This is a genomic window from Burkholderia cepacia ATCC 25416, assembly GCF_001411495.1.
GTDB lineage: Bacteria > Pseudomonadota > Gammaproteobacteria > Burkholderiales > Burkholderiaceae > Burkholderia > Burkholderia cepacia.
The window spans coordinates 1,408,866-1,424,243 of the sequence record NZ_CP012982.1; the positions used below are offsets into that span (position 1 = coordinate 1,408,866).

At 69.6% G+C, this 15,378-nt stretch carries 14 protein-coding genes and 1 pseudogene; 7 read left to right on the forward strand and 8 right to left on the reverse strand.

The genetic code is table 11. The features are described 5' to 3' along the window. Window positions 1-3 precede the first annotated feature (3 nt). The 3 genes from APZ15_RS23645 (at window position 4) to APZ15_RS23655 (ending at window position 2,481) form a co-directional block, all read left to right on the forward strand. Entirely contained in the window at window positions 4-1,092 is a 1,089-nt protein-coding gene (locus tag APZ15_RS23645) for a FecCD family ABC transporter permease (protein WP_027790406.1), read from the forward strand. A 19-nt stretch (window positions 1,093-1,111) separates the two neighbouring features. Continuing rightward, window positions 1,112-1,933 (forward strand): heme ABC transporter ATP-binding protein, encoded by an 822-nt coding sequence (locus tag APZ15_RS23650; RefSeq protein ID WP_027790405.1) that lies wholly within the window; start codon window positions 1,112-1,114, stop codon window positions 1,931-1,933. Window positions 1,934-2,097: 164 nt separating this feature from the next. Beyond that, the gene (locus APZ15_RS23655) at window positions 2,098-2,481 is read left to right on the forward strand and encodes a VOC family protein (protein WP_027790404.1); all 384 of its coding nucleotides are present in this window, start codon (window positions 2,098-2,100) and stop codon (window positions 2,479-2,481) included. A 21-nt stretch (window positions 2,482-2,502) separates the two neighbouring features. On the opposite strand, the gene APZ15_RS23660 is transcribed toward APZ15_RS23655, so the two are convergent. Together APZ15_RS23660 and APZ15_RS23665 are read right to left on the reverse strand one after the other, a co-directional pair. Further along, window positions 2,503-3,114 (reverse strand): trimeric intracellular cation channel family protein, encoded by a 612-nt coding sequence (locus tag APZ15_RS23660; protein WP_027790403.1) that lies wholly within the window; start codon window positions 3,112-3,114, stop codon window positions 2,503-2,505. 8 nt (window positions 3,115-3,122) lie between these two features. Next, window positions 3,123-5,243 carry a penicillin-binding protein 1A gene (locus APZ15_RS23665; protein WP_027790402.1) on the reverse strand — a complete coding sequence of 707 codons (2,121 nt, stop codon included), beginning with the start codon at window positions 5,241-5,243 and terminating at the stop codon, window positions 3,123-3,125. Between the two features lie 237 nt (window positions 5,244-5,480). On the opposite strand from APZ15_RS23665, the gene APZ15_RS23670 reads away from it, so the two are divergent. Beyond that, on the forward strand, window positions 5,481-6,275 hold the full coding sequence (locus APZ15_RS23670; protein ID WP_027790401.1) for an aminoglycoside phosphotransferase family protein: 795 nt from the start codon (window positions 5,481-5,483) through the stop codon (window positions 6,273-6,275). A 292-nt stretch (window positions 6,276-6,567) separates the two neighbouring features. Here the strand turns inward: APZ15_RS23670 and APZ15_RS23675 are convergent, their stop codons facing one another. Next, entirely contained in the window at window positions 6,568-8,001 is a 1,434-nt protein-coding gene (locus APZ15_RS23675) for an aldehyde dehydrogenase family protein (RefSeq protein ID WP_027790400.1), read from the reverse strand. 119 nt (window positions 8,002-8,120) lie between these two features. Here APZ15_RS23675 and APZ15_RS23680 point away from each other — a divergent pair, with 119 nt between their 5' ends. After that, window positions 8,121-9,047, forward strand: coding sequence for a LysR family transcriptional regulator (locus tag APZ15_RS23680; RefSeq protein ID WP_027790399.1), 927 nt, complete (start codon window positions 8,121-8,123; stop codon window positions 9,045-9,047). A 151-nt stretch (window positions 9,048-9,198) separates the two neighbouring features. On the opposite strand, the gene APZ15_RS23685 is transcribed toward APZ15_RS23680, so the two are convergent. The 5 genes from APZ15_RS23685 to APZ15_RS23700 all read right to left on the reverse strand — a co-directional run bounded on the left by APZ15_RS23685 (window position 9,199) and on the right by APZ15_RS23700 (window position 13,399). Then, a complete protein-coding gene (locus APZ15_RS23685; RefSeq protein ID WP_027790398.1) occupies window positions 9,199-10,035 on the reverse strand; it encodes a bifunctional allantoicase/(S)-ureidoglycine aminohydrolase in 837 nt (278 codons plus the stop codon). A gap of 891 nt (window positions 10,036-10,926) precedes the next feature. Then, window positions 10,927-11,364: a hypothetical protein gene (locus APZ15_RS23690; protein WP_027790397.1), complete on the reverse strand. Its 438-nt coding sequence runs from the start codon at window positions 11,362-11,364 to the stop codon at window positions 10,927-10,929. Between the two features lie 378 nt (window positions 11,365-11,742). Further along, the gene (locus APZ15_RS23695) at window positions 11,743-12,402 is read right to left on the reverse strand and encodes a methyltransferase family protein (protein WP_027790396.1); all 660 of its coding nucleotides are present in this window, start codon (window positions 12,400-12,402) and stop codon (window positions 11,743-11,745) included. Between the two features lie 156 nt (window positions 12,403-12,558). Further along, a complete protein-coding gene (locus APZ15_RS41815) occupies window positions 12,559-12,723 on the reverse strand; it encodes a hypothetical protein (RefSeq protein WP_162836114.1) in 165 nt (54 codons plus the stop codon). A 256-nt stretch (window positions 12,724-12,979) separates the two neighbouring features. Then, a complete protein-coding gene (locus APZ15_RS23700; protein ID WP_021159927.1) occupies window positions 12,980-13,399 on the reverse strand; it encodes an HIT family protein in 420 nt (139 codons plus the stop codon). An 80-nt stretch (window positions 13,400-13,479) separates the two neighbouring features. Between APZ15_RS23700 and APZ15_RS42245 the strand changes: the two are divergent. Both APZ15_RS42245 and APZ15_RS23705 read left to right on the forward strand, forming a co-directional pair. After that, window positions 13,480-13,762, forward strand: a pseudogene (locus tag APZ15_RS42245) (hypothetical protein); the annotation flags it as partial. A 177-nt stretch (window positions 13,763-13,939) separates the two neighbouring features. Continuing rightward, entirely contained in the window at window positions 13,940-15,367 is a 1,428-nt protein-coding gene (locus tag APZ15_RS23705; protein ID WP_027790395.1) for a serine hydrolase domain-containing protein, read from the forward strand. Window positions 15,368-15,378 lie beyond the last annotated feature (11 nt).

The following is a 15,378-nucleotide window of genomic DNA, read 5'->3' on the forward strand; positions in this document are numbered from 1 at the left end:
CCGATGCCCGCTCACGCTTCGCCCTTCCCCGCACCGTCGCCCGCGTCGCGCTCCGGCGCCGCGCGCATGGGCATGTCGCGCCGCTTCGCGCCGTTCGCGCTGGCCGCGCTCGCCGTTCTCGTGTGCGCGATGTCCGTCGTCGCGCTGTGCGTCGGCGCGTACCGCATTCCGCTCACGGAAGCCTGGGCCGCGCTGACCGGTGATGCCGCCGCGCAGCAGGCGCGCGCGGTACTGCTCGACATCCGCGCGCCGCGCGTCGCGCTCGCGCTGCTGGTCGGCGGCGGCTTCGGCGCGGCCGGCGCCGCGATGCAGGCGCTGTTCCGCAACCCGCTCGCCGATCCGGGGCTCGTCGGCGTGTCGAGCGGCGCGGCACTCGGCGCGACCACGATGATCGTACTCGGCCCCGCGCTGTTCGCCGCGCACGTGGGTGCCGCCGCGTTGCCTGTCGCCGCGTTCGCGGGCGCGCTCGCGGTCGCCGCGCTCGTCTACCGGCTCGCCGCGTCGCGCGGCCGGCTCGCGTTGCCGCTGCTGCTGCTCGCCGGCATCGCGATCAATGCGCTGGCCGGCGCGGCGATCGGGCTGCTCACGTTCGTCGCCGACGATGCGCAGCTGCGTTCACTGACCTTCTGGAGCCTCGGCAGCCTCGGCGGCGCGCAATGGTCCGCGCTGGCGGCCGTCGCGCCGTGCGTCGCGATCGGCTGCGTGCTGCTCGCACGCGAACGCGACGCGCTGAACGCGTTGCAGCTCGGCGAAACCGAGGCGCTGCACCTCGGCGTGCCGGTACAGCGGCTGAAGCGGCGCGTGCTCGTCGCGGTCGCGCTCGCGGTCGGCGCGCTGGTATCGTGCGCCGGCATCATCGGCTTCATCGGGCTCGTCGCGCCGCATTGCGTGCGCCTCGCGTGCGGCCCCGACCAGCGTGTCGTGCTGCCCGGCGCCGCGCTGCTCGGCGCGTTGCTGACGCTCGCCGCCGATCTCGCCGCGCGCACGGTCGCGGCGCCGGCCGAAATTCCGCTCGGCGTGCTGACCGCGCTGCTCGGCGCACCGTTCTTTCTCGCGCTGCTGTGGAAAAGCCGCGGCGCGCTCGGCGGGTAACCCTTTCTTCACGACGACCATGCTGACCGCTCACCATCTCGACGTCGCGCGCCGCCACAACGCCATCCTCCGCGACCTGTCGCTGTCGATCGAACCGGGCCGCGTGACCGCGCTGCTCGGCCGCAACGGCGCGGGCAAGAGCACGCTGCTGAAGACCTTCGCCGGCGAACTGACCGGCAGCGTCGCGCCGAATGGCGTGCGCGTGACCGGCGACATCACGCTGAACGGCGAACCGCTCGCGCGCATCGACGCGCCGCGCCTCGCGTGCCTGCGCGCGGTGCTGCCGCAGGCCGCGCAACCGGCCTTCCCGTTCAGCGTCGACGAAATCGTGCTGCTCGGCCGTTATCCGCATGCGCGGCGCAGCGGCGCGACGTCGCATCACGATCGCGACATCGCGTGGCGCGCGCTCGAACGCGCGGGCGCCGACGCGCTCGTCGGCCGCGACGTCACGACGCTGTCGGGCGGCGAACTCGCGCGCGTGCAGTTCGCGCGCGTGCTCGCGCAGCTATGGCCGGACGAAGAAGCAACGGAGAGCGGCCCGCGCTACCTGCTGCTCGACGAACCGACCGCCGCGCTCGACCTCGCGCACCAGCACCGGCTGCTCGACACCGTGCGCTCGGTCGCGCGCGAATGGCGGCTCGGCGTGCTCGCGATCGTCCACGATCCGAACCTCGCCGCGCGGCACGCGGATACGATCGCGATGCTCGCCGACGGCACGATCGTCGCGCACGGCACGCCGCGCGACGTGATGACGCCCGCGCATATCGCGCAGTGCTACGGGTTTTCCGTGAAGATGGTGGAAACCGGCGACGGTGCGACGCCGGTCATGGTCCCGGCATGACGCCGCGGGCGCATGCGGGGCGGCCGCTTCCCGGTTGTCTCCCGGTTGTCTCCCGGTTGTCTCCCGGTTGTCTCCCGGTTGTCTCCCGGTTGTCTCCCGGCCGTCGATCGGCGCGCCCGGCTTTCAAGCAGCCTCATTCGCGCTTCCCCTTCGAGGAGACTCCCATGCCGCTTCCGATGACCCGCATCATCCTGTACGTCCAGGACGTCACGCTGCTGAAGGCGTTCTATCAACGCCATTTCGATCTGCCTGTCATCGAGGAAATCGACGGTGAATGGGCGGTGCTCGACGCGGGCGCGATCGAACTCGCACTGCATCTGGCCGGCCCGGCGTTTCGCGACGCGGCCGCGCCGTCGAATGCGAACCCCGCGACGAACAACGTGAAGCTCGTCTTCCGGATCGACGCCGACATCGACGCGCATCGCGACCGTCTCGCGCGCGACGGCGTCACCGTGCGCGACGTCAAGCGCTTCGACGGATTCCCGTACCGGCTGCTCGACGGCATCGATCCGGAAGGCAATGTCTTCCAGGTGATGCAGCCGGACTGAACGCCGCCGCGCGGCGGCGCGTCAATGCCCGACGTCGGCCGCGCCGAAGGTCCGCATCTTCCACCCGAGCCGCACGGCCAGCATCCGCATCGAGAAACCGGCCGCCAGCGCGACCACGGTCGCCGCGCCCGCATCGATGCCGAGATGCTGCATCCCGACGTACAACGCACCCGTCACGAACGCGACGCTCGCGTACAGTTCCTCGCGCAGGATCAGCGGCATCTCGTTGCACAGCAGGTCGCGCAGCATCCCGCCGCACACGCCGGTGATCGCGCCGGCCAGCACGACGATGATCGGCGCGGCGCCGGTCGACGCGCCGATGTCGCAGCCGATGATCGTGAACGCAGCGAGGCCGATCGCGTCGACGGTGACGAACAGCGTCTTCATTCGCGCGACATGCCGGGCGGCCCACGATGCGACGGTTGCCGCGGCGAGCGTGATCACCAGGTATTCGGGATGCGCGATCCAGCCGAGCGGATAGTGGCCGAGCAGCACGTCGCGCACGGTGCCGCCGCCGAGCGCCGTCACCGCGCCGACGAGCGCGAGTCCGAAGCGGTCCATCCCGCGCCGCATGCCCATCAGCGCACCCGACATCGCTTCCGCGACGATCGCAATCAGATAAAGCGTATGCATGGTGCGCGTCAGTCGTCGGTACGGAACAGGTCGAGCACGCGTTCGCGCTCGGCCGCGTCGACGGCCGCGGGCATCGGCTCGTCGGGTTTGCCGCTGCCGGCCGGCGCATCGGAGGCGTCCTGTGCCGCCGCACCGCCGCAGGCGAAGCGGCTGCGGATGTACGGCGGCACGTCGGCCGTGCACGTGCCGCGCGTGTATTCGGCGTAGACGAAATCACCGTCGACGAGCGCGACGTCCTGCGGCGGCGTCGCATCGACCGGCGTGCGTCCGTCGACGGCCGTCTTCATGTAGTCGAGCCAGACCGGCAGCGCCAGCGTCGCGCCGGTCGCGCGCCCCATCGGGCGCGGCGTGTCGTAGCCGAGCCACGCGACCGCGACGACCCCCGACGAGTAGCCGGCGAACCACACATCCTTCGACCCGTTCGACGTGCCCGTCTTGCCGGCCGCGTCGTCGCGGCGCAGCGCGAGCGCGCCGCGCGCGGTGCCGGCCTTCACGACGTCGCGCAGCATGCTGTCCATCAAGAACGCGTTACGCGCCGACACGACGCGCGCGCCTTCCGGCGTCGTGGCCTCGTACATCGCGCCGCCGTGGCGCTGCTTCACCGACAGGATCAGGCGCGGCTCCATCCGCGTCCCGCCGTTCGCGAACACGCTGTACGCGCTCGCGAGTTCGAGCGGCGTCACCGCGCCCGCGCCGAGCGCGAGCGGCAGCGACGCCGGATTACGCTGCGCGTCGAAACCGAAATGCACCGCGTGCTGCTGCACGTAGCGCGCGTCGGTGGCCTGCATCAGGCTGACCGCGACCAGGTTCTTCGAGCGCACGAGCCCGCGCCGCACCGGGATGAAACCCTCGTAGCGGTTGCCGAAATTGCGCGGACGCCACGGCCGCGCGCCGGTTTCCTCATGGGTGAGCGTGCGCTGCGTATCGTCGACGAGCACACCCGGGAAGTAGCCCTTCTCCAGCGCGGCCGAATAGACGAACGGCTTGAAGCTCGAACCCGGCTGGCGGTACGCCTGCAGCGCATGGTCGAACACGTTGCGATTGAAATCCGCGCCGCCGACGAGCGCGAGCATGTCGCCGGTGGCCGCATCGAGCGACACCAGCGCGCCTTCGAGCCCGTTGCGCGCATCGCGCTTCGCGCCCGGCTGCCGGCTCAGCGTACGCTGGAGCGCGGCTTCGGCCGCGCGCTGGTCGCGCATCGAGATCGTCGTCGTCACGTCGAGGCCGAGCGTATAGGCGTCGTCGTGAAAGCGCTCGACCATCATCCGGCGCGCGCGTTCGGCGACGTACGGCGCGGCGACGATCCCGGGCGGCGGCGTGGTCGCCAGCGCGATCGGCGCGTCGACGGCCGCACGGTACGTCGCGTCGTCGAGCTGGCCGAGTGCATGCATCCGCCCGAGCACGTAGTTGCGCCGCGCGGTCGCGCGCGCCGGATTGACGACCGGGTTGAACGCGGACGGCGCCTTCGGCAGCCCCGCGAGCACGGCCGCCTCGCCCGCGTTCAGCGCGTCGAGCGGCTTGCCGAAATACACGTTCGCCGCCGCCGCGAAACCGTATGCGCGCTCCCCCAGGTAGATCTCGTTCATGTACAGCTCGAGCAGCTTGTCCTTGCTGTATTCGCGTTCGAGCTTGGCCGCCATCAAGATCTCGGCGAGCTTGCGGCTCAGCACCTTGTCGCGCGTCAGGTAGAAGTTGCGCGCGACCTGCATTGTGATCGTGCTGCCGCCCTGCCCCGGCTGCCCCGTCACGACGTTCGCGAACGTCGCGCGCGCGAGGCCGCCGACATCCACCGCGCCGTGCTGATAGAACTTCGCGTCCTCGGCCGCGAGCAGCGCGTGCCGCATCAGCGGCGGGATGCGTTCGAGCGGCACGAACTCGCGCCGCTCGACGCCGTATTCGGCGAGCAGATCGCCGTCGCGCGAGAAGATCCGCAGCGGCAGCGCGGGACGATAGACGGCGAGGTGCTCGACGGACGGCAGCTGCGTCCAGATGCGATTGATCGTCCATGCGCCGATGCCCGCGCACGCGAGCGTCAGGCCCAGCAGCGCGCCCGCGAGCGTGCGCCATGCGCGACGGCGGCGCGGCGGCGGCACGGGCGGCGGCGGAGGGGATGCGGTGTGGTCGGTCATGTCGGGCTCCTTCTTCGATGCTGCGACGGCCGGCGCGCGATATGCACCGACCGGTCACGAAAGGCGCGCATTGTCGAAGGGATCGCGCGAAACCGGAACATTCTTTAGCCAAAGTTTGGCTGGCTAAATTTTATTTAGGAAAGGGTGTCGGGCCATTCACGTCGAACGTGCGGGCACGTCAAACGCGGCCGGAAGAACCGCGCTGCGCGCGATCCGTTTCGCCTGTAGCATCGTGTGATGTTCGATCGATACCTCGGCCTGTGGGGCCTCGTACCCGACGGCGGCCCGATCCTGACCGCGAGCGGCGGCCTGTTGCCCGTTCTCTGGCAGGCGCGGCCCGCGATGCTGAAGGTCGCCACCTGCGACGAAGAGCGGCGCGGCAACGCGCTGATGACGTGGTGGAACGGGCACGGCGCGGCACAGGTGTGGCAGCACGACAGCGACGCGATCCTGCTCGAGCGCGCGCAGCCCGCGCCCTCGCTGGCCAAATTGTCCGCATCGGGTCACGACGACGACACGATGCGCATCGCATGCGGCGTCGTCGCCCGGCTGCACGCGCATCGCGCGCCGGAGCCGGTTTCGGTCGTGCCGCTGCGCGACTGGTTCCGTTCGCTGCTGTCGGACGATGTCGGCAACGACGTGCTGCGTTGCTCGGCAACGATCGCGCGCGAGCTGCTGGCCGGGCCGCCCGTCGACGAAGTCGTCCTGCACGGCGACATCCATCACGACAACATTCTTCATTTCGGCGATCGCGGATGGCTCGCGATCGACCCGAAAGGGCTGCGCGGCGATCGTGCGTTCGACTACGCGAACCTGTTCTGCAATCCGGCGCACGAGATCGCGGCCGATCCGGCGCGCTTCACGCAACGCGTCGTGTGCGTGGCCGATGCCGCGCGACTCGATCGCCGTCGGCTGCTGAAGTGGATTCTCGCGTGGGCGGGCCTGTCGGCGGTGTGGCTGATGGAGGATGACCTGCTGCCCGAAACCCGGCTGGCGGTCGCGCAGCTCGCCGCGCACGCGCTCGGCTTGTAGCCGCGCAACGCAGCGGCATCCGCGAGCAGCCACGCATCGTCAGGATGCGCCGCATGCGTGCGTTCCACCTCCGAGGCTTGGAATCACCGGCCGCGCCTTTTCACCAGCGATGCGCGTGCGATGTGCAGCCGCATGAGATACGCAAACGCGACCGCACGGCGTACAGGGGCATCGAATGCGAGCGCCTGCTCACGCGACCCGGCTTGCGCGCCCGATCACCGGTGATGCATCAACATGAGATACGCAAACGCCCCCGCACGGCGTACAGGAGGCATCGAATGCGAGCGCCTGCTCACGCGCCCCGGCTTGCGCTCCCGATCAGGGTCTTGGGCTCCAGATACGCGCCGATGCCCCACCGGCCCATTTCCCGCCCCAGCCCCGAATGCTTGAAGCCGCCGAACGGCGCAAGCGGCTCGTGGGCCAGCGTATTGACGAGCACACGGCCGGAATCGATCTGCAGCGCCACGCGCTCGCAGCGTTCGGGGTCCTTGCCCAGCACCATCGCGCTCAGGCCGTAGCGCGTATCGTTGGCGATGGCGATCGCATCGGCGTCGTCTTCGTAAGGGATGAGGGTCAGCACCGGCCCGAAGATTTCTTCCTGCGCGATCCGCATCCGGTTGTTCGCCCGGGAAAAGACCGTCGGTTTCACGAACCACCCGGCCTGCAAGCCGTCCGGCCGCCCTTCACCGCCCGCCAGCAGCACCGCGCCTTCTTCCTGCCCGATGCGGATGTAGTGCTGCACCCGCTCCCATTGCTTCGCGCTGACCATCGGCCCGATGTCGGTGCCGGCATCGCGCGGATCGCCTGAGCGCACACGCGCCACCGCCTGGCTGATCGCGTCTTCGAATTCCGCGAGCCGATGGCGCGGCACCAGCACGCGCGTCCCCGCGATGCAGGCCTGGCCGCTGTTCATGAATCCCGCCTGCAGCACGAGCGGCATGATGCTCGCGAAATCCGCATCGTCGAGCACCACCGTCGGCGATTTGCCGCCGAGCTCCAGCGTCACGCGCTTCATCGTCGCCGCGCCGGCGCTCACCAGATGCTGGCCCACCGCGGACGAGCCGGTGAACGAAATCTTCGCGACGTCGGGGCTGCGCGAGATCGCGTCGCCGACCACGTCGCCGCGCCCGTTGACGATATTGAACACCCCCTTGGGCAAGCCCGCCGCATGCAGCGCCTCGGTGACGACCTGCGTCTGCATCGCGCTCATCTCGCTGGGCTTGATGACCGCGGTGCAGCCTGCCGCCAGCGCGGTGGCCAGCTTGTTGCAGATGAACCCCGCATCGCTGTTCCACGGCGTGATCAGGCCGGCCACGCCGACGGGCGTCATGATCACGCGGGCCGAGCCGGCCTGCTCCTCGAACGCGAACGTCTCCAGCGCGGCGATGGCCTGCCGGATCGCGTCCGCCGGATAGGTCGCCATCCAGCGGCCGCGCTCGACCGGCGCGCCGTATTCGGTCACGACGGCCTCCATCAGGTCGTCTTCCCGCGCGACGACGGCGTCGCGCATGCGCTCGAGCGCGGCGATCCGTTCTTCCCGCGTGGTGCGCGACCAGCCGGGAAACGCGGCCTTGGCCGCGGCGATCGCACGTTCGGCATCCTGCTCGTCGCCGAGGCGGACCTGCCCGATCACCCGCTCGGTGCTCGGGTCGTGCAGGTCAAACCATTCGTCGCCGTGCGGCGTCACGAATTCGCCGTCGATGTAGATCTGTTCGATGCGTTGCATGGTGCGTACTCCTTGTGTGCGTATCCGACAAGACGTCATGACACGCAGTCTAGGAATACATTACTGTTCCGATAAGCCGCCTTATCTCTGATGACTCATCCCGAAAATCAGGACAATCGATGCACCGCACCGGAATGACCGAGCTGGAAGTGGTCCTGGCCGTCGCGCGCCGCAGCAGCTTTCGCGGCGCGGCGCTGGAGCTGGGCATGTCGACGACGGCGGTGAGCAGCGCCGTGGCCGGACTGGAAGCGCGCCTGAAGGTGCGCCTGTTCAACCGCTCGACGCGCAGCGTGTCGCTGACCGATGCGGGCCAGCGCTACGTGGAGCGCATCGCGCCCGCGCTCGCCGAGATCAGGAGCGCCGGCGAGGATGCCGCCGCCGGGCCCGACACACCGAGCGGCACGCTGCGCATCAACGCGCCGCAGGGGGCCGCGCATCTGTTGCTGGGGCCGCTGTTCCATCCGTACGCGCAGCGTTACCCCAACGTCCGCATCGACATCGTGAGCGAGTCGCGCCTGATCGACATCGTCGCCGAGGGGTTCGACGCCGGCATCCGTCTGGCCGAAGCCGTGCCGCAGGACATGATCGCCGTCGCGCTGTCGCGCGATATCCGCATGCTGGTGGTCGCAACGCCCGAGTATCTGAAGCGCCACGGCACGCCGCGCCATCCGCGCGACCTGCTCAAGCACCAGAGCATCGGCATGCGCATGGCCCACGGCGGCATCTATCACTGGGAGCTCGAACGCAACGGGCAGAAGCTGCAGATGGACCTGCCCGTGCGGTTCGCGCTCAACGAACTGGCCGCGATCAAGCAGGCGATCCTGTTCGGGCTGGGCATCGGCTTCATTTCCGAATGGTTCATCGGCGAAGAACTGAAGAGCGGCGCGCTGGTGCCGGTGCTGGCGCCGTGGTGCCCGTCGTTCGGCGGGCTGCGGCTCTACTATTCGGGCCATCGCTTCGTGCCCGCGCGGTTGCGCGCGCTGATCGACCTGGCGCATGAGCTGCGCCTGACCGATGCGCCGTTGAGCGTCGGACGCAAGGAATGACGCACGGGATGACCCGCGCCGCCGCCGTTCGGGCGACGGCAAGGTTACCGGCCCTGGAATCGACATGCGCATCCCGTACAACCGCCGCGCAAAGAAAAAACCCGCCGGCATGCGCCGGCGGGTTTTTACATTCGACTGCTGGCGCAGCGCTTCAGCGCGCGGGGTTCAGCGTCAGGTTCATGTGACGGTTCACGTCTTTGTACAGCAGATAGCGGAAGCGGCCAGGGCCACCCGAATAGCATGCCTGCGGGCAGAACGCGCGCAGCCACATGAAATCGCCCGCTTCGACCTCGACCCAGTCCTGGTTCAGGCGATAGACGGCCTTGCCTTCGAGCACGTACAGCCCGTGCTCCATCACGTGCGTTTCAGCGAACGGAATCACGCCGCCCGGTTCGAACGTCACGATGTTCACGTGCATGTCGTGGCGCATGTCGCTCATGTCGACGAAGCGCGTCGTCACCCATGCGCCGTTGGTACCCGGCATCGGGATCGGCTCGACGTCCTGCTCGTTGGTCACGAATGCGTCCGGCAGCGGAATGCCGTCGACGGCCTGGTAATGCTTGCGCACCCAGTGGAAACGCACCGCGGCATCGCTGACGTTGTGCAGCGTCCAGTCCGCGCCCGGCGGAATGAACGCGTAGCCGCCCGGCTTCAGCACGTGCTTCGTGCCCTGCAGCGTCAGCTCGGCTTCGCCTTCGACGACGAACAGCACGGCTTCGGCGTTCTTGTCCTGCTCGGGCTTGTCGCTGCCGCCGCCCGGGTTCACTTCGACGATGTACTGCGAGAAGGTTTCCGCGAAACCCGACAGCGGGCGGGCGATCACCCACAGGCGCGTGTTCGTCCAGAACGGCAGCCAGCTCGTGACGATGTCGCGCATCACACCCTTCGGGATCACCGCGTACGCCTCGGTGAACATCGCGCGATCGGTCAGCAGATCGGTCTGCGGCGGGTGGCCGCCGTGCGGCGCGTAATACGTTGTCTTAGACATAGTGCATCCAGGCAGTGGGTTGGTCCGGCCCCGGGCGCCAACGGCATCGGGCGGCACGCATGCGCGTGGGGCACGCATGCGGCGGCGGGACATCGTTGCCGGGGTGGCTTGAAGGCGCACGCGCCTTCGTTCGGTCGGCCAGGCTTCGCGACGGGTTCGTCCGGTTCATCGGACGCAGCGGCCCATGCTTGCGGGGCCGGCGGCCGGGCCGTGGCGCTCGCGTTCATGCGGCGACGCGCGGCCGGCGGCACGGTTCGACGCCGTACGCGAGCATCGCCGACGATAGCGAAGTCGTTCGCAATCGACCAATTAAATGTTGCGATGGATTCCATTCGATTTCCCACTACCTGCCGGCACCCGCGATACGCGGTGAGGGAGCGTGGCGCCACGGTCTGGCTATCCGGGAAATCCTGACGGGCGGGGCCGTGCAAACGCAAGTCGGAGGCACTGGGGGCGCGGGTATGCAACTGCGGTCACGCCGGTCGCGCACGCGGGTCGCGATACATCCGGTTACGCAGATTGGCGTGCGCCGAAGCGTGCACGGCTGCGAGCCGCTCCGCACCGATCATGAGCCGTCGTCGGACTGAAACGGGCCAACGGGGCGGAACGAGGATCGAACGGGGTCGAATGGAACGCCAAGGATGTCGACGCTGCCCAGACGCATTCCGTCGCGAGAGGCGGTGTAGCCGGAAAACGGGGAAATGCTGCGAGGAGGGGAAACTGGCCGGCCCGTCGATCGGGCATCCGGCCGCGGCTGGTGAAGCCGGAAAATGTTCGCCGGTCTGGCCGGCGATGGCGGCCCGGCAGGCCGCCGGGCCGAATCTCGCGTCGGAAGCCGACGCCGTCTACGCGCCGGTGCGCGGTTCGCGCACCGTGCCGCGCGAACGGCGATCAGTCCCAGTCGCGGTGGTGACGATGCTTGCGGTGACGATAGCCACGATCGCCATGATCGCGCTCGTACGAGCTGCGCGACATGTTGCCGCCGAGCGCCGCGCCGGCGCCGCCGCCGACCGCCGCACCCAGCAGGCCACCCGTGCGGCCGCCCATCGCGTTGCCTGCCGCGGTGCCTGCGCCGCCGCCGAGGGCGCCGCCGATGATCGCGCCGGTGCGCTCGCGACGGTTCGACGTCACCGCGCCACCCGCGCCGCCGCCGATGGCGCCGCCGATCACCGAGCCCGTGCTGCCGCCGAGCGCACCGCCGACCGCTGCGCCGGCTACCCCGCCGAGCGCGCCGCCAAGCGCGTTGTTCATGTCACCTGCCAGAGCCGGCAGCGCAGTCGCGCCGGTCAGCGCGGCGACGACGAGAGCGGGGGCGATTTTCTTCCACATTCCCGTATTCTTCCTTGTTCGCAATCTGGTTATCGAAGGTCCGCTCGGTACGACGATCTGAATCGATCGACGTCGGGTCTGGCATTGTGCCGAACCGCGGACCAATTCATTTCAATGAGCTTGCGGCGAAGAATAGCACCGGTCCCGCGTCCTTGCCGTCGACATTCTGGTAACAAGTTGTTTACGAACAGACGCCCCCGAACGCCCGCACCAGAATGCCCGCAAACCCGCGCCGGCATTGGCTCTGCCGAGGTTCCGGCCCTGCGCGACGACGGGTCGTCCATGCGGGGCGTCGCACGTTTGCGACACACGTGGCAACACATCGGGCACGTGTCGTGAGCGGGCCCGGAAACGACGGTCGGGGAAAAATGAAGGGGGTCAGTACACGCCGGGCAGCAGCCGCCAGGTTCGCGCGCAATACGCGTCGTACTCGGCGCCGAATTGCGCACGCAGCAGCGCCTCTTCGGAGCGGATACGCGCGACGAGCGGGATCATCGTCAACACGACCAGCAGCACGCCGACACCCGAGCGGAACGCGAGCGCCCAGCCGACCGAATTGACGAGCAGGCCGAGATAGCTCGGATTGCGGATGCGGCGGTAGATGCCGTCGGTCACGAGCGTATGGCCCGGCTGGATCGCGACGAGCCCGCTGAAGCGCTTGCCGAGCACGAACACGGGCCAGATGCGCAGCACGCCGCCCGCGATGTAGAGCGCAACGCCGGCCCAGCGCACCGCGTCGCCGCCGAAGGTCCAGAAGTCGAGCCGGTCGGTCAGCGCGGGCAGGTAGGCCAGCAGGAACCCGCTCACCCCGAACGCCGCGAGCACCCAGCGGTTGTCGCGGTTCTCGCGCTCGCCGCTGCTCAGGTTGCCTTCGGTGAACATCGCCGCGACGGCCATCGCGAGTGTCGCGACGACGACGACGATCAGCGGCGGATGCGAGAAGAAGGCCGCGAACCCGCCGCTGCCGAGCACCGCGAGCCCGAGATAAACGAGCGTGGAGATGCCCGACAGGGCGGCGACCTTGCGGGTGACTGTCATGACTGCCTCGCCGGAGTGCGCTTTCCTGTGAAGTATAGGAACCGCGCACACGGCGCGCGGCGCGCCGCCGTCATGCGGCGCGCGAATCCGCGCGCATCGTCCGGCACGACGCCACGACCCTGGCCGGGGCGTCCAGGGCCCGCGCCCGGTGCCGGGTCAGCGGATGCGGAAGTTGCCGCCGATCCCGACGCTGACAGGCGGCGCGTAATACGCCGGCGCATAGCCGTAGTAGGCCGGCGCGGGCGCGTAGCCGTACGGCGGCGCGACGTAGCAGCCGGACAGGCCGCCGATCAGGGCAAGCGTAATGAGAAGTCTGGACATGGCTCGATTCCCGGCGCGAAAGACGAATGGCACCTCGCGAAAGCCGCGCCGCCGCGAGGTGCGGCGGCCGGCACGAAGAGGCGATCCGCCCTTCCTGTCGCTCGATGAAGCAATGCGCCGAGTCTAGCGCCGGGTCGGCCGGGCCGAGTTTCGCCGGCGGTTACACGTGTTACCTCGCATGACCGCCGAGAAACAGGTAATGGCGCGACGGCCGGCCGGTGTGCCGTGGCGCGCCGTGCCGCGTGCAATCGACGCGTTACACGAAACGCGCGCGAATGCGCTGCGCGAGCGCTTCGAGCGTCGCCGCGTCGGCGATCTCGCGCGCGTGCATCCGCAGCTCGGCGCCTTCCCAGCGCGGGATCACGTGGAAGTGCACGTGCGGAACCGTCTGGCCGGCTGCCGCGCCGTTGAACTGGCCGATGAACACGCCGTCCGGCTCGAGCGCCGCGCGCACCGCCGCCGCGACGCGCTGCGTCATGCGGATGCCGGCCGCGGCTGCGTCGCCGGACAAGTCGAAGATCTGCGCGGCCGGCTCCTTCGGGATCACGAGCACGTGGCCGTCGGCCTGCGGCATCAGATCCATGATCGCGAGCGTCGTGTCGTCTTCCGCGACCTTCACGCACGGCAGTTCGCCACGCAGGATTCTGGCGAACGGGTTGTTGTTGTCGTAGGACATGTCGGGTTCCGATATCGGTTGGACTGGGAAAGCGGGAGTGCAATGCCGGACGATTATCGGCCGACGACGGGTCGGATTTCAACTTGCCGGGCCGGGTCGCGCTGGCGCTCGCACCGAACGGCCATCTCGTGACCGCGAACGGCGACGCGTCAACGCCAACCCGCTGCAGCCGAGCGAGATCGTCGAATTCACGGTGGACGGGCGCTTCGTCGCGCAAATGCAGGTCGACACCGTTCCGGGGCCGCGTTCGGCCAGGCGTTCGGGCACGGCAGCAAAGGCCAGCCGCAATTCGCGGCCGTCGACGACGACACGAATACCGCGACGGTCTGGACCCTGCGCTCCGACCACGACAACGCGCAGTGATACACCGCTTGAACGGGCCGCACGCGCCCGTTCAACCTCGGCGATCGACACAGACGATTCGCACAGGCCGGGCAATCCGCGCCGTGTCGACGCTGCCCTCGCGATTGCCACCGCCGGCCCGAACCTGCGACACTGCCGGTTCGTGTTCCGCCTTCAGACAACCGAGGACACCCGCGCATGACGATCCCCTTCAAGAAGCCGATCCTGCGCGGCGTCGCGCTCGCGGCCGTCGCCGCGATCGGCTACACGGGCTACATGCTGTCCCGGCTCGCGCCGGTCGCGACCGGTTATGCGGCGAAGGCGCTGTGTTCCGGCGTGTACGTATCGGGCCGCCCTGCCGCGTCCGTGATCGACGTCGACATCATGGCCGGCGTGCATCCGCTGCTGAAGCTGGTTCGCCCGTCGATCGATCCCGACCATCATCGCGCCGTGGCGACCTTCGCCGGCTTCGCCGGACGCGAAGCCGACTTCCGGCCCGGGCTCGGCTGTACGCTCGCGATCGGGCCGTCGCCCGGCGCGTTGCCGGCCGCGCTGCCGCCCCTCCCCGATCCGCCGCCCGCGCCGCCCGCGCCGCCCGCGCAGCCCGCACCGGCCGCGCCGGCCACGCCGCCGGCCGGCATCGACGCACGGAAACTGCAGACCGCGCTCGATCGCGCGTTCGACGAGCCCGATCCGGCACGACCGCGGCGCACGCGCGCGGTCGTCGTGATGTGGCGCGGCCAGGTGATCGCCGAACGCTATGCGCCCGGCTTCACGGCCGACACGCCGCTGCCCGGCTGGTCGATGACGAAGACCGTGACGGCCGCGCTGGTCGGCGCGCTCGTCGCGCAGCACAAGCTGTCGCCCGATGCGTCGGCGCTGCTGCCCGAATGGCGCGGCAGCGGCGACCCGCGCGCGGCCATCACGCTCGACGAGCTGCTGCGGATGACGAGCGGCCTGCAATTCAACGAGGACTACGACGACCCGCTGTCCGACGTCGCGTTGATGCTGTTCACGCAGCCCGACACCGCGCGGTTCGCATCGGCGAAGCCGCTCGCGGCGACACCCGGCACGCAGTGGTCCTACTCGAGCGGCACGAGCGCGATCGTCGCACGCGTGATGCGCGAGGCGCTGGGCGGCAGCGGGGACGACTATCTCGCGTTTCCGCGTCGCGCGCTGTTCGCGCCGCTCGGCATGCGCAGCGCGGTGTTCGAGCCCGATGTGTCGGGCACACTCGTCAGTCCGTCGTACATGTATGCGAGCGCACGCGACTGGGCACGCTTCGGGCAGCTTCTGCTGCAGGACGGCGTGTGGGACGGGCAGCGGCTGCTGCCGGACGGCTGGGTACGCTATCTGACGCGCGCGACGCCCCAGTCGTCGCGCCAGGAATACGGCGCGCAGCTGTGGGTCAAGGTGCCGGAGCCGTTCAACGATCGCGATCCGCACGCGGTCGCGATGCCGGCCGACGCGTTTCATGCGGTCGGTCATGAAGGCCAGTTCGTGAGCGTGGTGCCGAGCCGTCAACTGGTGGTCGTGCGGCTCGGGCTGTCGCGGCCGGAATCCGCGTGGAACCACGAGGCGTTTCTTGCGCGCGTGCTCGACGCGCTGCCGGCGCCCGGCGCGTGACGACGGGTACG

What these genes read in the sequence shown, in the direction of transcription:
- APZ15_RS23670 (WP_027790401.1), top strand. Translation starts at nt 5,481, where the DNA reads ATGTTCGATCGATACCTCGGCCTGTGGGGCCTCGTACCCGACGGCGGC.
- APZ15_RS23665 (WP_027790402.1), bottom strand. Translation starts at nt 5,243, where the DNA reads ATGACCGACCACACCGCATCCCCTCCGCCGCCGCCCGTGCCGCCGCCG.
- APZ15_RS23660 (WP_027790403.1), bottom strand. Translation starts at nt 3,114, where the DNA reads ATGCATACGCTTTATCTGATTGCGATCGTCGCGGAAGCGATGTCGGGT.
- APZ15_RS23690 (WP_027790397.1), bottom strand. Translation starts at nt 11,364, where the DNA reads ATGTGGAAGAAAATCGCCCCCGCTCTCGTCGTCGCCGCGCTGACCGGC.
- APZ15_RS23680 (WP_027790399.1), top strand. Translation starts at nt 8,121, where the DNA reads ATGCACCGCACCGGAATGACCGAGCTGGAAGTGGTCCTGGCCGTCGCG.
- APZ15_RS23705 (WP_027790395.1), top strand. Translation starts at nt 13,940, where the DNA reads ATGACGATCCCCTTCAAGAAGCCGATCCTGCGCGGCGTCGCGCTCGCG.
- APZ15_RS23695 (WP_027790396.1), bottom strand. Translation starts at nt 12,402, where the DNA reads ATGACAGTCACCCGCAAGGTCGCCGCCCTGTCGGGCATCTCCACGCTC.
- APZ15_RS23700 (WP_021159927.1), bottom strand. Translation starts at nt 13,399, where the DNA reads ATGTCCTACGACAACAACAACCCGTTCGCCAGAATCCTGCGTGGCGAA.
- APZ15_RS41815 (WP_162836114.1), bottom strand. Translation starts at nt 12,723, where the DNA reads ATGTCCAGACTTCTCATTACGCTTGCCCTGATCGGCGGCCTGTCCGGC.
- APZ15_RS23685 (WP_027790398.1), bottom strand. Translation starts at nt 10,035, where the DNA reads ATGTCTAAGACAACGTATTACGCGCCGCACGGCGGCCACCCGCCGCAG.
- APZ15_RS23645 (WP_027790406.1), top strand. Translation starts at nt 4, where the DNA reads ATGCCCGCTCACGCTTCGCCCTTCCCCGCACCGTCGCCCGCGTCGCGC.
- APZ15_RS23655 (WP_027790404.1), top strand. Translation starts at nt 2,098, where the DNA reads ATGCCGCTTCCGATGACCCGCATCATCCTGTACGTCCAGGACGTCACG.
- APZ15_RS23675 (WP_027790400.1), bottom strand. Translation starts at nt 8,001, where the DNA reads ATGCAACGCATCGAACAGATCTACATCGACGGCGAATTCGTGACGCCG.
- APZ15_RS23650 (WP_027790405.1), top strand. Translation starts at nt 1,112, where the DNA reads ATGCTGACCGCTCACCATCTCGACGTCGCGCGCCGCCACAACGCCATC.